The sequence below is a fragment of the Spirillospora sp. NBC_01491 genome, from assembly GCF_036227065.1.
GTDB lineage: Bacteria > Actinomycetota > Actinomycetes > Streptosporangiales > Streptosporangiaceae > Spirillospora > Spirillospora xylanilytica.
This window is the reverse complement of sequence record NZ_CP109432.1, coordinates 5,194,989-5,211,802: the sequence shown is the minus strand read 5'-3', so window position 1 is coordinate 5,211,802 and position 16,814 is coordinate 5,194,989. Positions and strand designations below refer to the sequence as shown.

18 protein-coding genes and 1 tRNA gene are annotated in these 16,814 nt (G+C 70.5%); 7 read left to right on the top strand and 12 right to left on the bottom strand.

Annotated elements, in window-relative coordinates; all coding sequences use genetic code 11:
* Positions 1-7: 7 nt before the first annotated feature.
* The 5 genes from OHA34_RS24405 to OHA34_RS24385 form a co-directional block, all read right to left on the bottom strand.
* Positions 8-871, bottom strand: coding sequence for an NUDIX hydrolase (locus OHA34_RS24405; protein WP_329519013.1), 864 nt, complete (start codon positions 869-871; stop codon positions 8-10).
* 155 nt (positions 872-1,026) lie between these two features.
* Positions 1,027-1,488 (bottom strand): RidA family protein, encoded by a 462-nt coding sequence (locus tag OHA34_RS24400; protein ID WP_285939367.1) that lies wholly within the window; start codon positions 1,486-1,488, stop codon positions 1,027-1,029.
* A gap of 187 nt (positions 1,489-1,675) precedes the next feature.
* A complete protein-coding gene (locus OHA34_RS24395; protein WP_285939368.1) occupies positions 1,676-1,837 on the bottom strand; it encodes a DUF4177 domain-containing protein in 162 nt (53 codons plus the stop codon).
* 108 nt (positions 1,838-1,945) lie between these two features.
* Positions 1,946-2,380, bottom strand: a complete 435-nt coding sequence (locus OHA34_RS24390; protein ID WP_285939369.1) for a winged helix-turn-helix transcriptional regulator — start codon at positions 2,378-2,380, stop codon at positions 1,946-1,948.
* 229 nt (positions 2,381-2,609) lie between these two features.
* Positions 2,610-3,131 carry a MarR family winged helix-turn-helix transcriptional regulator gene (locus OHA34_RS24385; protein ID WP_329519012.1) on the bottom strand — a complete coding sequence of 174 codons (522 nt, stop codon included), beginning with the start codon at positions 3,129-3,131 and terminating at the stop codon, positions 2,610-2,612.
* A gap of 84 nt (positions 3,132-3,215) precedes the next feature.
* On the opposite strand from OHA34_RS24385, the gene OHA34_RS24380 reads away from it, so the two are divergent.
* Complete coding sequence (locus tag OHA34_RS24380) at positions 3,216-4,418, top strand: MFS transporter (protein ID WP_329519011.1); 1,203 nt, start codon at positions 3,216-3,218, stop codon at positions 4,416-4,418.
* A gap of 71 nt (positions 4,419-4,489) precedes the next feature.
* Here OHA34_RS24380 and OHA34_RS24375 read toward each other — a convergent pair whose 3' ends face one another.
* Positions 4,490-5,557, bottom strand: coding sequence for a slipin family protein (locus OHA34_RS24375; protein WP_285939372.1), 1,068 nt, complete (start codon positions 5,555-5,557; stop codon positions 4,490-4,492).
* A 216-nt stretch (positions 5,558-5,773) separates the two neighbouring features.
* On the opposite strand from OHA34_RS24375, the gene OHA34_RS24370 reads away from it, so the two are divergent.
* Positions 5,774-6,769: an ArsA-related P-loop ATPase gene (locus OHA34_RS24370; protein WP_285939373.1), complete on the top strand. Its 996-nt coding sequence runs from the start codon at positions 5,774-5,776 to the stop codon at positions 6,767-6,769.
* Between the two features lie 64 nt (positions 6,770-6,833).
* Positions 6,834-7,991 (top strand): ArsA family ATPase, encoded by a 1,158-nt coding sequence (locus tag OHA34_RS24365; protein ID WP_285939374.1) that lies wholly within the window; start codon positions 6,834-6,836, stop codon positions 7,989-7,991.
* A gap of 328 nt (positions 7,992-8,319) precedes the next feature.
* Here OHA34_RS24365 and OHA34_RS24360 read toward each other — a convergent pair whose 3' ends face one another.
* Positions 8,320-8,631 (bottom strand): WhiB family transcriptional regulator, encoded by a 312-nt coding sequence (locus tag OHA34_RS24360; protein WP_285939375.1) that lies wholly within the window; start codon positions 8,629-8,631, stop codon positions 8,320-8,322.
* Between the two features lie 470 nt (positions 8,632-9,101).
* Here OHA34_RS24360 and OHA34_RS24355 point away from each other — a divergent pair, with 470 nt between their 5' ends.
* A complete protein-coding gene (locus OHA34_RS24355; protein WP_285939376.1) occupies positions 9,102-11,387 on the top strand; it encodes a penicillin-binding protein in 2,286 nt (761 codons plus the stop codon).
* 115 nt (positions 11,388-11,502) lie between these two features.
* Here OHA34_RS24355 and OHA34_RS24350 read toward each other — a convergent pair whose 3' ends face one another.
* Positions 11,503-11,958 (bottom strand): GatB/YqeY domain-containing protein, encoded by a 456-nt coding sequence (locus tag OHA34_RS24350; protein WP_285939377.1) that lies wholly within the window; start codon positions 11,956-11,958, stop codon positions 11,503-11,505.
* Between the two features lie 117 nt (positions 11,959-12,075).
* On the opposite strand from OHA34_RS24350, the gene OHA34_RS24345 reads away from it, so the two are divergent.
* The 3 genes from OHA34_RS24345 to OHA34_RS24335 all read left to right on the top strand — a co-directional run bounded on the left by OHA34_RS24345 (position 12,076) and on the right by OHA34_RS24335 (position 13,755).
* A complete protein-coding gene (locus tag OHA34_RS24345; RefSeq protein WP_285939378.1) occupies positions 12,076-12,972 on the top strand; it encodes a metallophosphoesterase in 897 nt (298 codons plus the stop codon).
* Positions 12,969-13,634: a class I SAM-dependent methyltransferase gene (locus tag OHA34_RS24340; protein ID WP_329519010.1), complete on the top strand. Its 666-nt coding sequence runs from the start codon at positions 12,969-12,971 to the stop codon at positions 13,632-13,634. The genes OHA34_RS24345 and OHA34_RS24340 overlap by 4 nt, the downstream gene beginning before the upstream one ends.
* A gap of 47 nt (positions 13,635-13,681) precedes the next feature.
* Positions 13,682-13,755: transfer RNA gene (locus OHA34_RS24335), tRNA-Pro, on the top strand.
* A 252-nt stretch (positions 13,756-14,007) separates the two neighbouring features.
* On the opposite strand, the gene OHA34_RS24330 is transcribed toward OHA34_RS24335, so the two are convergent.
* From OHA34_RS24330 to mobC, 4 genes are all read right to left on the bottom strand, one after another.
* Positions 14,008-14,214 (bottom strand): DNA-binding protein, encoded by a 207-nt coding sequence (locus OHA34_RS24330; protein ID WP_329519009.1) that lies wholly within the window; start codon positions 14,212-14,214, stop codon positions 14,008-14,010.
* An 11-nt stretch (positions 14,215-14,225) separates the two neighbouring features.
* Positions 14,226-14,765, bottom strand: a complete 540-nt coding sequence (locus tag OHA34_RS24325) for a hypothetical protein (protein ID WP_329519008.1) — start codon at positions 14,763-14,765, stop codon at positions 14,226-14,228.
* 158 nt (positions 14,766-14,923) lie between these two features.
* On the bottom strand, positions 14,924-16,477 hold the full coding sequence (locus tag OHA34_RS24320) for a relaxase/mobilization nuclease domain-containing protein (RefSeq protein ID WP_329519007.1): 1,554 nt from the start codon (positions 16,475-16,477) through the stop codon (positions 14,924-14,926).
* A complete protein-coding gene (mobC, locus tag OHA34_RS24315) occupies positions 16,474-16,707 on the bottom strand; it encodes a plasmid mobilization relaxosome protein MobC (protein ID WP_329519006.1) in 234 nt (77 codons plus the stop codon). The genes OHA34_RS24320 and mobC overlap by 4 nt, the downstream gene beginning before the upstream one ends.
* Positions 16,708-16,814 lie beyond the last annotated feature (107 nt).

The following is a 16,814-nucleotide window of genomic DNA, read 5'->3' as shown; positions in this document are numbered from 1 at the left end:
CCGCGGGTCACCCGAGCCGGTAGTGCCGCGCGGCGCTCTCGGGCAGGACGAGGTAGGGCTCGCCGTCGACGATCTCGGTGGTGGGCTCGTGCATCACGATCTCGCGGGGCGCGGCCAGGACCTCGGCCACCGTCTCGTACTCGGCCAGTTCGGCGAGCGTCGCCAGGGTCGGGGGCAGCATGATCCACTCGCCGTCCCGTCCGCGCCGCGCGGCCTCGGCGGGACTGACCCAGGCCACCCGGTCGGCCTCGGTGCTCACGTCGCGGGCGCGCTGCCCCTGCGGCATCGCCGCGACGAAGAACCGGGTGTCGTACCGCTTGGGCTCGACCGCCGGGGTGATCCAGTGCGCCCAAGGGCGCAGCAGGTCGGAACGGAGCACCAGCCCGCGCCGGTCGAGGAACCCGCCGAACGACCGGGACCGGTCCAGCAGCGCCTGCCGGTCGACCTCCCAGTCGTCCCCGCGGGTGTCGCCCACCACCGAGTCGCCGGACGGGCCCGCGAGCAGCACGAGGGTCTCCTCGAACGTCTCACGCACCGCCGCGCACACCAGCTCGCGCGCGAGCGTCTCGTCGGCGTTGAACGCCTTGCCCCAGTCGGACGGCGACGGCCCGGACCAGCCGAGCGCCGCCTCGCCGTCGCGCGGATCGACCGATCCGCCGGGAAAGACGTACGCGCCAGGGGCGAACGCCATCGACGCGACCCGCCGGAGCATGAACGCCTGGAGTCCGTGCTCGGCGTGGTCGCGCAGCACCACGACCGTCGCCGCGTGCCGTGCCGGGGCGGGGGGCAGGGTGCCGGCGTTGATGCCCTCGATCCGCTCCCGCAGCTCGGCGGGGAGCCGCAGCCCGTTCACCATCGCCGGTCCCAGCATGTGATCCTCATGGCTGCCCATTCGGACATACCGAATGCCGTTCCGTCAAGGTACGGCCTCCGCGGACAAACCCGACAACGGCCCCGGCGACTGCCCCGCGACGGCCCGGCGACGGCCTCCCGGCCAGGCTCGGGAGACCACGCTCGCGGGCGCGCTCAGGAGACCTCGGCGATGAGCTCCACCTCGACGGACGCGTCAAGCGGCAGCGCCGCGACGCCCACCGCGCTGCGCGCGTGCCGGCCCGCCTCGCCGAAGATGTCGCCGAGCAGGTCGCTGGCCCCGTTGATCACCTGCGGCTGCCCGTGGAAGTCGGGCGCGCTGGCCACGAACCCGACGACCTTGACGATCCGCACCACCCGGGACAGCTCCCCGACCTCGGCCTTGAGCGCGGCGACGGCGTTCAGCGCGCAGATCCGCGCCTGGTCCTTGGCCACCTCGGCGGTGACCTCGGCGCCCACCTTGCCGCTGACGGCCAGCTCGCCCTTGACCATCGGGACCTGCCCGGACGTGTAGACCAGCGACCCGGTACGCGCCGTCGGCACGTACGAGGCCACCGGCGGGACGACGTCCGGCAGTTCCAGGCCGAGCTCAGTGATGCGTTCCTCGGGCGTGCTCATGTCCGTTTTCTCCTTCGACGACCCGCCGGGACGCGCCGCATGAAGAGCGCGTCCAAATACTCGGTTCAGCTTGTCATAGGGCGCTCACGCCCCGACCACCGTCCACGCTCGCACCCGCGCCTGCGTCGCGCCTGCGTCGCGGCGCCCGCGTCCGCCCCGAGGACGCGGGGCGGACGCCGCGCATCGCCTACTGGCCGTCGAGCTCGCGCTTGAAGTACGCGACGAGGTTCTCGGGGTTCGGACCGGGCATCACGGTGACGAGCTCCCACCCGTCCTGGCCCCAGTTATCGAGGATCTGCTTGGTCGCGTGCACCAGCAGCGGAACGGTCGCGTATTCGAACTTCTTCATGCGGGTCAGCCTATGACGCCCGCTCCCGCACCACGTTCGGGCTGGCACCGTCCCGACTTCTGGCAGTGGACCTCACGATCCCCCGGACGGACGGACCTCGGGCCCGTGCTAGCTCGCGGCCAGGTCCGGGACGGGCTCGTCGACGCCCTCGTCCGCGTCGTACCGCTCGCGGGCCGCGTGGATCTCGCCGATGTTGTGCTCGGCCCAGTCCTTCACGGCGTTGAGCAGCGGGATGAGCCGTTCGCCGAGCAGCGTGAGCGTGTACTCGGACTGCACCGGCACGGTCGCTGCCACGCCGCGTCCGATGAAGCCGTCCCGCTCCAGGGCGCGCAGCGCTTGGGCGAGCGTCGTCGCGGCGAGGTCGGGCAGCACCCGGCCGAGTTCGGCGTGGCGGAGCGTCCCGCCGGCCAGTGCGAACAGGACCAGCGAGGTCGGCGTGGCCGCGACGCCGGCCAGCAGCCGATGCGCCAGACACGTCCCCGTGAAGGTGTCGTACGCCTCCGCATCGCCCTCGCGGCGCTGTGCCGCGGTCATCATCGTCATGGCTGGCTCACCTCCGGATCTCGTACGCACCCGGAACAACCCCCTCCGGGCCCCTGCTGTTCCGGAACGGGCGGGCGGCACCGGGGAATTCTCCCTGACAACCCACCCCCGTGACCAGGGAGTTCCCCTCATCCGCACGCCGTGTCGGAACGCGGCACGGGAGTTCGTGGTGATGTGGGGTGAGATGCCCGCCGACAACGGGCGGAGATCAGCCGCCGGAGGTCCACGGTCACTCAGCGGCGGGCGGCGGACCCTCCGCGCGGAGCAGGACCCGGCGCAGGAGCCCGGCGAGCTGCCTGCGCTCCTCGGCGGTCAGCGCGCCGAGCAGCCGGTTCTCCTCGACCCCGACGACGTCCATCGCCCCGAGCCAGGCGCTCCAGCCTTCGTCGGTGAGCTCGACGTCGACGCGCCGCCGGTCGGTGCCCGAGGGCCGCCGCCGGACGAACCCGCGCCGCTCCAGCGCGTCCAGCCGTCCGGTGACCGAGTTCGCCGCCATGCCGAGATCGGCGGCGATCTCGGACGGGACGGCGCGCCTGCCGCGGCCCGCGAGCACGTGCAGCGTTTCGAACTCGTGCCGTTGCAGGCCGAGGTCAGCGAGCGTCCGCACCTTGACGCGGCGCAGGTGGCCGGCCAGGTACCCGACCCGGGTGACCACGGCCTCGACTTCGGGATCGAGGCCCGGCAGCAGGGGCAGCCAGCGGTCGATGTGCTCGTCCGTCCGGTCGCGCGGCGGCCCCTCGCGGTGCTCCATACACGGATCGTACGGCTCCGGGCAACGTCCATCACCCAAAATAATTCGTTGACGAATAGTTCTTTGGCGAAGTATTTTCTCGGCATGGCCCATCCCCTGCGTGGGCGCCGCTTCCGGCTGCTCTTCGCCGCCCGCGTCCTGTCCATGACCGGCGACGCCGCCGTCCCGGCGGCGCTCGCGCTGGCGGTGGTGCGCGCGACCGGCTCCGCCTCGGCCCTCGCCCTGGTCCTCGGCTGCGCAATGGTGCCGAGGCTGGTCCTGCTGCCGATCGGCGGCGTCGTGGCCGACCGGTTCAACGCCCGGACGGTCGCGCTCGGCACCGACCTCATCGGTTGCGGGGCCCAGCTCTTCGCCGGCCTCGAACTGCTCGGCGGGGAACCGCGGCTGTGGCACCTCGCGGTGGCGCAGGTGATCGGCGGCACCGCGTCGGCGTTCCAGACTCCGACCATCTCCCCGCTGGTCAACGGGTCGGTCGCGGCCACGGACCGGCAGCGGGCCAACGCGCTGCTGAGCATGGCCAACGGCGCCACCCGGCTCGCCGGCCCCGCGCTCGCCGGGACGTTCGTGCTGACCGTCGGACCCGGCTGGACGTTCGTGCTCGACTCGGCCTCGTTCGCCCTGAGCGCCGCCCTGCTGGCGCTGCTCCACGTCCCGCACGTGCCGCTCCCGCGCCGCTCGGTGCGCGCCGACCTCGCCGAGGGATGGGCGGAGGTGCGCGCACGCGACTGGTACTGGTCGAGCCTGATCGCGCACTCGGTGTGGAACGGGGCGGCCGGGGTGCTGCTCACGCTCGGTCCCCTGATCGCGGTCGACCGGCTCGGCGGCGAGGGGGCCTGGATCGCGACCCTCCAGGCCGGCGCGGCGGGCCTGCTGGTCGGCTCGCTGATCGCCGCCCGGATCCGGCCGCGGCACCCCGTGCTGGTCGCGAACCTCGGCCTGGCCACCTACGCGCTGCCGCTCGCCCTGCTGGCCGTCGCCGCGCCCGCCCCGCTGGTCATCGGCGCGTACGGCCTGGCGCTGGCGGGACTCGGCGTCCTCAGCCCGATCTGGGAGACCGTCGTCCAGGCCAGCATCCCCGAGCACGCGCTCGCCCGCGTCACCTCCTACGACTGGCTGCTGTCGCTGGCCGCGGCGCCCCTCGGCTACACCCTGGCCCCCTGGGCCGCCGCCCACTGGGGGCCCGGCGTGCCGCTGATGGTCTCGGCGGTCCTGGTCGGCGGTGCCTGCCTCGGCACCGCCGCGTTCCCCGGCGTGCGCCGGCTCACCCTGCCGGCGCACCCGGCTTGACCCCGCCGCGGGACGGCGCTCAAGCAGCCGGAGGCCGGTCGACGGACGGCGGTCTACCGGACGGAGGCCGGTCAGGCGGACGGAGGCCGATCGTCGGGCTCGTCGGGACGGGTCGTGCCCTCGGTGATGCCGCGCCGCTCGTCTCCCTCCCCGGTCTCCACGCCCGGCGCCTCGGCGGCCTCGTCGAGCCGCCCCCGCGCGGGCTGGTCGAGGCCGATCACCGGCGGGACGTCCTTCGCCGGGTCCAAGGGGCCCTGCTCGCCGGCCGACCTGGCCAGGTCCTCCTCTGCCTTGGCGAGCCGCTCGCCGAGGTCGCTCTTCTTCTCCTTCTTCTGCGTCTGCTCGGCCTCGTTGCCCCCGGCCGCGCGGTCGAAGAACCGCAGGATCTCGACCGGCAGCGGCATGACCAGCGTGCTGTTCTTCTCTCCCGCGACTTCGACCACGGTCTGGAGCAGCCGGAGCTGGAGGGCGGCCGGGTCCTCCGACATGATCTCCGCGGCGGCGGCGAGCCGCTTGGACGCCTGGAACTCGCCGTCCGCGGTGATGATGCGGGCGCGGCGCTCCCGCTCGGCCTCGGCCTGCCGGGCCATCGAGCGCTTCATCCCCTCCGGCAGCGAGACGTCCTTGATCTCCACCCGCTCGATCCGGATGCCCCACGGGCTGTCGGTGATCTCGTCCATGATCCCGCGCAGCCGCGTGTTGATCTTCTCGCGCTCGCCGAGCAGCTCCTGCATGTCGGTCTGGCCGATCACCGACCGCAGCGAGGTCTGCCCGATCTGCGAGACCGCGTACCCGTAGTTCTGCACGTTGACGATCGCCTTCACCGGATCGATGACCCGGAAGTACACGACGGCGTCGACGCGGACGCTCACGTTGTCCTGGGTGATGCCCTCCTGGCCCGGGACGTTCATCGTGACCGTCTGCTGGTTGACTTTTTGCATCCGCTCGGCGATCGGGATGATCCCGGTCAGGCCCGGGGACCGGACCGCGCCCGGCCGGAGCTGCCCGCCCCGCTGCACCTGGCCGAAGCGGAAGACGATGCCGTGCTCGAACTGCTGCACGACCCGGATGGACGCCGCGAGGCCGGTCAGGCCGACCACCACGAGGACCACCACGATGATGAGGATTGCCGCAAGCATCACGGCCACCTTTCGGGTGAGCTGAGCTCGGACCAGCCGGTCCGGGCGATCCGGCCCGTGGACCGGTTCACGTTTCTCACTTAACCTCGCGGGCAGGCCCGAAACAACGGCCCGGCGAGTTGTTTCCCCAGCATGGACGGCACCGTGTCAGGAATCACTTGCATGAGCGCGGGCGCCCTCTGAAGTCCTTGCCGAGTGAACGATATGGTCGATCGGGTGAGCGCGAGAGACACCGACTGGGACGGCGTACGCCTCCATGTCGTCACGGGTAAGGGTGGGACCGGCAAGACCACCGTCGCGGCCGCCCTCGCCCTGGCGCTCGCCGCCGGCGGGCGCAAGGTGCTGCTGGTCGAGGTCGAGGGACGGCAGGGCATCGCGCAGCTCTTCGACTGCCCGCCGCTCCCCTACGAGGAGCGCAGGGTCGCGGTCGCCCCGGACGGCGGCGAGGTCTACGCGCTCGCGATCGACACCGAAGAGGCGCTCATCGAGTACCTCGAGATGTTCTACAACCTCAAACGGGCCGGCAAGGCGATGTCCAAGCTCGGCGTCGTCGACTTCGTGACCACCATCGCGCCGGGCCTGCGCGACGTGATCCTCACCGGCAAGACCAGCGAGTCGGTGCGGCGCAAGGAGAAGGACGGCTCGTTCATCTACGACGCGGTCGTGATGGACGCCCCGCCGACCGGCCGCATCACCAAGTTCCTGAACGTCAACGACGAGGTCTCCGGCCTCGCCAAGGTCGGCCCGGTCCGCAACCACGCCGACACCGTGATGAAGGTCGTGCGCAGCCCCGAGACCGCCGTGCACTTCGTCACGCTGCTGGAGGAGATGCCGGTCCAGGAGACGATGGACGGCGTGCACGACCTCACCGAGGTCGGCCTCCCGGTCGGCGGCGTGATCGTCAACATGGAGCACCGGCCGGTGCTGGACGAGGACGGCCTCGCCGCCGCGGCCGGCGGCACCCTGGACGTCGAGGAGATCGTCCGCGGGGTGAAGGCCGCCGGGCTCGAGCACGGCGCCGACGCGATCGCCGCCCACCTCGCCGTCGAGGCCGCCGAGCACGCCCGCCGCACCGCGCTCCAGCGCCGCGAGAAGGAGCGCCTGGCCGCGGTCGACCGGCCGCGCTACACGCTACCGATGCTGGCCGACGGCATGGACCTGGCCGGCCTGTACGACCTGGCGGCGGCGCTCCGCGACCAGGGCGCCGCATGACCCCGCGACCCGTCGCCGCCCGGCCCCGCCGGAGCCCGCCCCGGCCCCCGAACGGGAGACTGAGATGAGCCCGACCGGCAAGACCCCGCCCGCCCTGGACGTCGACGCCCTGATCGACGACCCGCGCACCAAGATCATCGTGTGCTGCGGGTCCGGCGGCGTCGGCAAGACCACCACCGCCGCCGCGCTCGGCGTCCGCGCCGCCGAGCGGGGCCGGGACGTGGTGGTGCTGACCGTCGACCCGGCCCGCCGGCTCGCGCAGTCGATGGGGCTGTCGGAGCTCGACAACAATCCGCGCCGGATCGAGGTCGACGGCGACGGCGAGCTGCACGCCATGATGCTCGACATGAAGCGGACCTTCGACGAGATCGTCGAGGCGCACGCCGACCCGGACCGGGCCAAGCAGATCCTGGCCAACCCCTTCTACCAGTCGCTGTCCTCCAGCCTGTCGGGCACGCAGGAGTACATGGCGATGGAGAAGCTCGGGCAGCTGCACCGCTCCGGCGCCTGGGACCTGATCATCGTCGACACCCCGCCGTCCCGGAACGCGCTGGACTTCCTGGACGCGCCCGAGCGGATGGGCCGCTTCCTCGACGGCCGCTTCATGAAGATCCTCGCCGCACCGGCCAAGACCGGCGGCCGGTTCGGGGTGAAGGTGATCAGCGCCGGGTTCGGCATGTTCACCGGCGTCATCAACAAGGTCCTCGGCGTCCAGCTCCTGCGCGACGTGCAGACGTTCGTGGCGGCGTTCGACACGATGTTCGGCGGCTTCCGGGAACGCGCCGACAAGACCTTCCAGCTCCTCCAGACGCCCGGCACCGCGTTCCTGGTGGTGGCCGCCCCCGAGCCCGACGCCCTGCGCGAGGCGTCCTACTTCGTCGAGCGCCTCGCCGACGAGCGGATGCCGCTCGCGGGCCTGGTCGTCAACCGGGTGCACGAATCGGCCGCCGACGGCCTGTCCGCCGCGCGCAGCCAGGCCGCCGCCGAGAACCTGGAGGAGCACGGCGAGCACCCGCTGACCGCTGCCCTGCTGCGCCTGCACACCGGCCGCATGCAGCTCGCCGCGCGCGAGGAACGGCTGCGCGACCACTTCGCGTCCACGCACCCCACGGTCCCGGTGACCGCCGTCCCGGCCCAGGCCGAGGACGTCCACGACCTCGACGGGCTGCGCCGGGTCGGTGCGGACCTCGCCGCCGCCGACCACACCACCGTCGCCGCCTGACCCTGCGTCCCGCGCCATCCGAGCGTCGAACCACCTGGGCCTCGGCCGACCGCGCCGAGGGCCCGTCAGGCGACCGCGCCGTCCGGAGAAATGTCCGGACAAGAGATGACTTGCAGCTAAACGGAGGACGCGTGGCCGGATCCGGCCACACCCTATTTCGGACGACGTAAATGACCGTAATGATTCGCCCGAAATAGGCCCCATCCGGCCCCCGGCACGACAGCGGGCCCGCACCCCGGAAGGGGTACGGGCCCACAGTCGCTGTTGCGCTCTTCGAACCTATGCCGGACGGGTCCACCTACGGACCCATGTCCGCCCGGAGCGCCGGTCAGCTGGCGACGAGTTCACTCTCGTCGACGTCGACCGACTTCTCATACTCCTCCTTGGCGGTCTCCAGCAGTTCGCGCCACGATTGCACGTCCGGCCGCCGCCGCAGCAGGGCTCGACGCTCCCGCTCGGTCATCCCGCCCCACACTCCGAACTCGATCCTGTTGTCGAGAGCGTCGGCGAGACACTCGGTCCGCACCGGGCAGCCACGACAGATGAGCTTGGCTCGGTTCTGTGCCGCCCCCTGCACGAACAGGGCATCTGGATCCGCGTTACGGCAGGCGGCGCGGGCGGTCCAATCCGTGATCCACATCTTGGCCCCACTCCCCTAGGGTCTGTGTCGATTTGCGCTCCTTGGCCATGACGGGCGCGGACGTCAGGCCGCCAAACGAAAGCCGTGGGGAAGAACTTACGGAAGCGAGGCACGATTCAACAGCCCCCGTTGGGCCCATTCTCGATATAGCCCACCGGGGCCATACCGCCGGAACGGACTAGTTACCTGTAGTTGACGGCCCAGACACCATGACGGTTGTCGTGAAGGGTACGGATCGGATGAATGTCCGTTCCAAGCACCCGCGGGCGCCGCCCGACCGGGCCCCGGCCGCACCCCCGCCGTCGCCCGATCGTGCCCTGACCTCGGCCGGAGCCGTGCGGACGACGTCCAGGCGACGGCCAGGCGGCATGCGGGCCGCGGTCAGACGGCAGGCCGATCACGGCAACAAGCGGAGGAACTACGACGAACCTGTCCCGAACGCACTGGTCGTCCCGCGTACCCTAGACCCCGTGCGCGATGCGAATGATGATCGGGGTAGGGCCTTCTCCACGCTGTTCCGGCTGCTGGGGGCAGGTGTCGTCGCGGGTGTGCTGGTCGCGTTCATCGCGTTGCCCGGCGTCGGGAGCGCGGGACTGACCGCGCGCGACGCCGCCAACAACTTCGAGAACATGGACAGCCGGATGAGCACCGCGTCGCCGTCCGAGCGGACGGTGGTGTACGACGCGAACGGCAAGCAGGTCGCCTCGTTCTTCGACAAGTACCGCGAGTCGGTGCGCCTCGACCAGATCGCGCCCATCATGCGGCAGGCGATCGTCGACATCGAGGACTCGCGGTTCTACCAGCACGGCGCGCTCGACATGAAGGGCACGGTCCGCGCGCTCGCCTCGAACGTGGAGTCCGAGCAGACGCAGGGCGGCTCGACCCTGACCCAGCAGTACGTGAAGAACATGCTGGTCGACAGCGCCACGACCGAGGCCGAGTACGCCGAGGTCACCGCCCCCACGGTCGGCCGCAAGCTCCGCGAGCTGCGCTACGCGCTCGACGTCGAGCAGCGGATGACCAAGGACGAGATCCTCCAGGGCTACCTCAACGTCGCCTACTTCAGCGCCGGCGCATACGGCGTGCAGGCCGCCGCCAAGCGCTACTTCAGCAAGCCCGCCAACAAGCTCAACCTGGAGCAGGCCGCGCTGCTGGCCGGCATCACGCAGAACCCGACCGCGTTCGACCCGATCCGCAACCCCAAGGACGCGCGCCACCGCCGCGACGTCGTCATCTACCGGATGCTCCAGCTCGGGCACATCACCAAGAAGCAGGCCGACGACGCCGCCGCCAAGCCCATCGCGCTGAACCGCACCGACCCGGTCGGCGGCTGCGAGACCAGCGACGCGCCGTACTTCTGCGAGTACGTGAAGTACGACCTGCTCAACATCCTGTCCGACGGCAAGTACTGGTCGCTCAAGCCCAAGGAGCGCGAGAACGTCGTCAACAAGCTCAACCGGGGCGGCTACATCGTCCGCACCACGCTCGACATGAAGACCCAGAAGGCCGTCGACAGGTCGCTGCGCGGGCACGTCCCGCCGTCCGGCAACCGCGTCGGCGCCGAGGCGATGGTCGAGCCGGGCACCGGCAAGGTCCGCGCCCTCGGGGTGAGCAAGCGGTTCGGCCCGGGCAAGCGGCAGACCACCATCAACCTCGCCGCCGACTCCGCCCACGGCGGCGGCACGGGCGTGTCCGCGGGCTCGACGTTCAAGGTGTTCACCCTCGCCGCCGCCCTCAACCAGGGCGTCCCGGTCAGCACCTCGATCAACTCGCCGCAGACCATGGGCGTCTCCGGCTACCAGCCGTGCAAGTACACCGGCTTCTTCGACGGCAAGAAGTACGACAACGAGATGGCCGGCGGCGGCTCGTGGCCCTCGGTGTCCAACGCGGGCGACAGCGAGGCCGGCAACTTCAACCTGAAGACCGGCACCTGGCATTCGGTCAACACCTTCTACGCCCAGCTCGAGAAGCGGGTCGGCGTGTGCAACGCGGTGAAGATGGCCGAGAAGTTCGGCATGAAGCGCGCCGACGGCAATGCGCTGGCCCCCATCCCGTCCCAGGTCCTCGGCACCAACGACATCGACATGGTGCACCTGGCCGCCGCCTACGCCGGCTTCGCCGCCCGCGGCAAGTACTGCGCGCCCGTGTCGGTCACCGAGGTCACCGACCCCGACGGCAAGAAGCTCAAGCTGCCCAAGCAGGACTGCCACCAGGCCGTCGACGAGCCGGTCGCCGACAAGGTCAACTCGATCCTCCAGGGCGTGCTCACCCAGGGCACCGCCAAGGGCCGCGGCATCGGCCGCCCCGCCGCCGCCAAGACCGGCACCTGCGAGGAGCACACCTGCGCGGTCTTCGCCGGGCACACCCCCACCATGGCCGCGGCCACCGCCTACTGGGACTTCCGCGGCCCCTGGAAGTACAAGGTCTACGGCGTCTTCGGCGCCGACACCCCCGGCGCCATGTGGCAGCAGAGCATGCAGAGCGCGCTGGCCGGCACGCCCGCGTCCGGCTTCACCCGTCCCACCCAGGACTTCGGCGACACCACCAAGGTCCCCGACGTCAAGGGCAACTCCCTCGGCGCCGCCATGGCCAAGCTCAAGGGCGCCGACCTCCAGGTCAAGGTCTCCCCGCGCCAGGTCCCGTCCGACAAGCCCAAGGGCACGGTCGCGGGCACCTCGCCGGACGCGGGCACCGAGACCGGCCCCGGCACCACCGTGATCATCTTCCTGAGCAACGGGAAGAAGAACGGCGACTGATCCCGGCACCGCCCCTGGGCGGTCGTCCCGCGGAAAGGGCCCGGCACCGGTTCGTACGAACCGGTGCCGGGCCCTTCTGCGGCCCGACTCGCTCCGGCGTCCGGAGCGGCGGTGCTCAGGCGCCGAGCTGGCGCTTGACCTCGGCGGCGACGCGACCCCCCTCGGCGCGGCCCGCGACCTTCGGGTTGACGGCCTTCATCACCTGGCCCATCGCGCGCGGCCCGGCCGCGCCCGTCTCGGCGATCGCGTCCGTCACCAACGCGGTCAGCTCCGCCTCGCCGAGCTGCGCGGGAAGGTACTCGTCGAGCACCACGCCCTCGTCCTTCTCGGCCTGGGCCTGCTCGGTCCGGCCGGCGTCGGCGAACGCGGTGGCCGCCTCACGCCGCTTCTTGGCCTCGCGCGCGAGCACCTTGACCACGTCGTCGTCGGACAGCTCGCGGGACCGCTTCCCCGAGACCTCCTCGGTCTTCACCGCGGTCAGGACCATGCGCAGCGTGCGGGTCCTCAGCTCGTCCCGGGCCTTCATCGCGGTCGAGAGGTCGGTCTCCAGTCTCTCCTTCAGGGCACTCATGGTCACATCATGCCCCTACGGGCCCTGCGGCCTCACCGGGATTACCCGCGATTCGGCCAGCGGCGCGCTTGTCTGGGAGCATGGGAGGCGTCCGAACAGTGTCCTGAAGGGAGAACCGTGCGGAAGATCTACTCCGTACCACTGGGCCTCGCGGGCGTCGGCGCCGCGACCTTCGGATACGCCTCGGTCATCGAGCGAAACTGGTTCCGGCTGCGCCGCTTCGAGGTGCCCGTGCTGCCCCCCGGGCGGCCGTCGGTGAAGATCCTTCACATCTCCGACGCGCACCTCACCCCGGGCCGGTCGCGCCTGATCCGCTGGGTCCGCTCGCTCGACGCGCTCGAACCCGACCTGGTCGTCAACACCGGCGACTCGCTCTCGCACCGCGACGCGATCGGCCCGTTCCTGGACGCCCTCGGCCCGCTGCTCGACCGTCCCGGCGCGTTCGTCTTCGGGTCCAACGACCTCTACTCGCCGCGCTTCAGGAATCCGCTCCGCTACGTCTGGCGCACCAGCAAGTCCGACTACACCAAGCGGCGCCGCGAGCCCGACCTGCCGTACCGCGAGCTCTCCTCGTCCCTCCAGGCCGCGGGCTGGCTCGACCTCAACAACCGGATCGGCCGCCTCAAGGTCGGCGACCTCGACGTCGAGTTCGGCGGCATCGACGACTCGCACATCAACCGCGACCGCTACGACAAGGTCGCGGGCCCGGTCGACCCGCAGGCCGACGTGCACCTCGGCGTGATGCACTCCCCCGAGCCGCGCAACCTCGACCGCTTCGCCGCCGACGGCTACGACCTCCTCCTCGCCGGCCACACCCACGGCGGCCAGGTCTGCGTGCCGTTCTACGGCGCCCTCGCCACCAACTGCGGCATCGACCGTCCCCGCGTGAAGGGCCTGCATCGCCACCAGGGCTCCTGGCTGCACGTCTCCGCCGGCCTCGGCACGTCCCCCACGGCCCCCATACGCTTCTGCTGCCCGCCCGAGGCGTCCCTGCTCACCCTCGTCCCCCGATGACCTCCCTCCGCGATCGCTGGAAGACCGAGCGGCTGCACGCCGTCTTCTACGATCGCGGAGTCCAGAACCGCCGCATCGCCAAGGCCGCCGGCCGCCTCATGTGGGGCTACGACACCGGCGGCCTGTGGCGGAGCATCGACCTGCTCGCCACCGCCCCCGCCGGCTGCACCGTCCTCGACGTGCCCTGCGGCGGCGGCATAGCCGTCCCCGCCGCCCGCCGCCTGCGGTACGTGGGCGCCGACCTCTCCCCCGTCATGCTGGACCGGGCCCGCCGCCACGGCCCCGTCACGCTCGTCCAGGCCGACGTCAACGCCCTCCCCTTCCCGGACGCGACCTTCGACCTCTGCGTCACCTACAACGGCCTGCACTGCCTCCCCGACCCGCCCGCGGCCGTGACCGAGATGGCCAGGGTCCTCCGCCCGGGCGGCACCCTGCGAGGCAGCACCGTCACGCGAGGCTCGTCCCGCCGCCACGACGCCCTCATCGCCGTCATGCGCCGCCTCAACATGTTCGGTCCCTCGGGAACCCCCGCCGACCTGGCCGCCTGGCTGACCGGCGCCGGCCTCACCGACGTCCGGGTCACCCTCTCCGGCGCCATCGCCGACTTCACCGCCCGGCGCCCACCGGATATTAGGGACGCACCACTCCCCGGCATCCGCTAAAGTGGTCAAGGCGCCGGGAGCACGTACGACTCCCGGGCAGCCACCACCGGGGTGTAGCGCAGCTTGGTAGCGCGCTTCGTTCGGGACGAAGAGGTCGTGGGTTCGAATCCCGCCACCCCGACCGGTAGCAGCAGGTCAGAGGCCGTTTTCCCACTTGGGGAAGCGGCCTCTTGATCGTTTGACCCTCGTTCGACCCTCGTACTGAACGCGAGCCAGCGTCACCGACCCTCCCTCGACGGCACAGGATCCTCCGCACCCGCTGATCGAGAAGCACCCCCCTGTTCAGACGCCGGGAAGGGTGGGCTCCGGCCAGAGCCCACCCTTCACCTGAAGGTCAGCGCGTCGAGCGGACTATAGAGCCAGGTGCCCGCCGTCAGCGTTCGGTCGTCGGCCGGTGATCCAGGAGGCGTTGGAGGTCCGCGGTGACAACGCGGTAGCTGACGCCGATGCGGATCACCTTGCAGGGGAACCGATCGAGCTTGGCGAGTTCGTAGGCGCGGGTTCGACCGAGCCCCAACGCACGCGCCGCGACCTCGACGGTCGTAGTGGTCGGCAGGGTCAGCAGTTCCTCCCTGGTCATCGATTCCACTCTCAAGCCTCCAACCGGGCGGGACGGCTTGCGGTAGCGGAATGAGGTGGTGGCCGATCGGGGCTGGGGAACGCCGACGACACCTCACCGAGCGGAACCGGGAAGTCCTCGGCGGCAGTTTCGGCAGCGCTCTTGACGTCGGCTCCGCACGCCCCCGTGGGGACGGCGTTGATAGCGCTCTGAGCTTCGCTGAGGGCGGCGTGCAGTCCGCTGCTGTGGTGGCGTGCGATGGCGAGCGCCTGACCGCACTCGTGGAGGTTGCGAACGGTCGGCTCATCGTGGCCGTGAGTCAGACGACCGGCCGCTTCCTCGTGGAGAACGAAGTCGTTGAGCTGCTCGATGGTCTGGTCAAGGCTGTACGCGGCGACACTGAGGTCATCCAGGACCGTACGGACGGTGCCGGCCCCGTCCAGATCGGGAAGACCGCCAGTGGCGTGGTTGTTCTGCCTGACCTCGTCATACAGGTCGCGCGCGAGTTGCTCGGCAATGGTGCCGGCATCGTCACGGGCTGGGGAGATCGGCTCGTGGTCGTCGTTGCTCATACGGGTACTCCTCCGCACGGGGACGTACATCAGGGTGGATGTGAGTTGTTGTCGTCATGCCGGACTTCCTTCCTGGTCAGAGCCATGTCGGCTCACATGCTGTTGATTATCCATGCCAGATTGTGGATGCACCTCTTTTAGTCGCTGCCGCGAGTCGTTCACCGACCTCGACTGGGACGCGGACCTGGCGCATACGGGGGGCCGTGTCGTGGCGGGGCCACCGTTGGCGGGTCTTGGAGCCGAGACTCAAGCGGCACGGGAAAGTCGGTTGCCGCCAGCCGAGCCGGGTCCACCGCCGCGTCCGCGACCACACGAGCACCGGCCACCTGGTCAGCTGAAACAGAGCGGCTCACGCCTCGGAGGCAGGCTGAGGCCGTACGGGCGGCTTTGGCCTCGAAATGACGACGTTGCGCCTGGCGGTGTTCGGCAAGTCCGGCTGCGATGTCGGCGAGGATCTCCAGCAGCGCCGCCAGCTCTACGGTGATGTCCCGCCGACGCCCGAGGCATGCCATCGCCAACGCTCGGCCGGCCAGGCGCAGCGCGTTTCCGTGCCGTGTCGGCATCGGCTGGTGGCCGTGGGGTTCACGTGCCGCCCGCGCGTAAGAGTCTGCGGCCTCGGCGAGATGTCGGTTGCGCGTAATCGCAGCCGTCACGTGCAAGACATCGGACGCGGCTGCCGCGATGTCCGCCCTCACGTGAGGAGCAGTGGTCCAGCGCATCTGCTGCGAGGCGGCGACTGCGGTTCTGGCCGCGAGATGGTCGATCGCAGTCCGCCTCGCATGGGTCGATCCGCTCTCGGTCGGCATTCCGGTGAAACCGTCCGGACTACGAACCGGGGACACGGGCTTTCCGGAGGTCAGTCCGTTCGATCCGGAACCCCAGCGCCGACGCAACTTCGGCAGAGTCAGTTCGGGCGCGAGCTTGCCCCCGGAGAACCAAACGGGCTCACCCACCTGGTTGGTGTGGTCCGCCAGAGCGACCGCATACCCGGTGACCTCGCCCGGGTTCAGCTTGCTGATCCGCTGCTTGACGATCGTGCCGCTGCCTCGTAGAAGAGCGAAGAACTCCGCCTCGTATGCCGCACCGGTCGCCGCTGCGACCACGGCACGGCGCAACGTGTCGCGCGGCGGCTCGGCCAGTCCCTTCCGTTGGGCGTGTTCGACCTCGGCGCGGGTCGGACGGGGCGTCGCCGTCTGATCCGCCGGCGCGGTACGGGTCAGCCCATACCGTTCCTCCACGATCTGGCAGGCTGTTCGAACCTTTAGATAGTCACGCCGGACCGAGGGATTGCGTCCGTCCTCACGAGCGAGCACCACGACGATGTGAATGTGGTCGTCGGCATGACGAACGGCTGCCCAGCGACATGCCTGGTCATCCGCGCGCGGCGCGAAACCGGTCTGATGGACCACCTCCTCGGCGATGTCCGCCCACTCCGCGTCTGAGAGCCGACGGTCGTCGGGTGCAGCGCGAATCGAGCACTGCCACACGGGGCGGTCCAGCCGGGAATGCCGCAACGTATCCAACGGTGAGCTCAACACATCCGCGAGATACCGGACGTCCGGATCACCGTTGGGCTTCTCGGCTTCCAGGGCGGTCGGGATGCGGAAACCCGCGACCAGGTGCGGATCTACATGCTCGTTACGTCGGCCAGGGCCGTACAGGTAGCTGAGCAGTGGCTTGACGTCCTGGCCGCGGGTAACTTTCCCGATCACCGCAGGCGACGTCCTGCTTCGATCGCCACTGCCTCCAACCGCCGAAGCACGTGCATCAGATAGTCGACAGCGGCCGACAACTCATCGGGCACGCTCCGCATGGAATTGGCGATCCGTGCGAGTTGGTTGAGGTTGACGCCGACACGATTCACCTGCCGTGCCGCTGCCCGCAACTCCTCACACAGCTCGTACAGTTCCGCATGAGCACCGAGAGACTCATCACGGATCACAAGTTGGACATTGTGTACGATAAACGCACCGTACGCCATCCCTCTCCGGGTAGCCGCTCGACAGATCTGCTCATACTCTTCGTCGCTGACACGGAACCTCATCGTTC